The organism is Bradyrhizobium sp. Kon69 (genome assembly GCF_055807515.1).
This window is the reverse complement of sequence record NZ_JBVVOS010000324.1, coordinates 1-277: the sequence shown is the minus strand read 5'-3', so window position 1 is coordinate 277 and position 277 is coordinate 1. Positions and strand designations below refer to the sequence as shown.

1 protein-coding gene and 1 pseudogene are annotated in these 277 nt (G+C 65.3%); one reads left to right on the top strand and one right to left on the bottom strand.

From position 1 onward, the window contains the following. Window positions 1-130, top strand: a pseudogene (locus tag AC0L3U_RS39335) (glutathione S-transferase); the annotation flags it as partial. Here the strand turns inward: AC0L3U_RS39335 and AC0L3U_RS39330 are convergent. After that, window positions 122-277 (bottom strand): helix-turn-helix domain-containing protein (locus tag AC0L3U_RS39330; RefSeq protein WP_473365111.1); only part of this gene is annotated, 156 nt, incomplete at its 5' end. The pseudogene AC0L3U_RS39335 and the gene AC0L3U_RS39330 sit on opposite strands and share 9 nt — an antisense overlap.

Genomic DNA, 277 nt, shown 5'->3' with positions numbered 1-277 from the left:
GGCCCATGCGCCGGAAGGCAACGTGTCGCTGGCCGACTATCCTCAGGTACGCGCCTGGCTCGCCAGCATCGAAGCACTGCCGGGTTTCATCGGCATGCCGCGCACGGCGGCGGGTCTGCAATCACAGTAACCAGCAAGGGGCGTCGATGCGTTGTTCCATCGCAGCGATCGCCCGGGTCACGCTGGGCGGCGAGGTATTCAGGCGGCGCGCGGCGGCGGGTCTGCAATCACAGTAACCAGCAAGGGGCGTCGATGGACCGTTTTCATGAAATGCAGG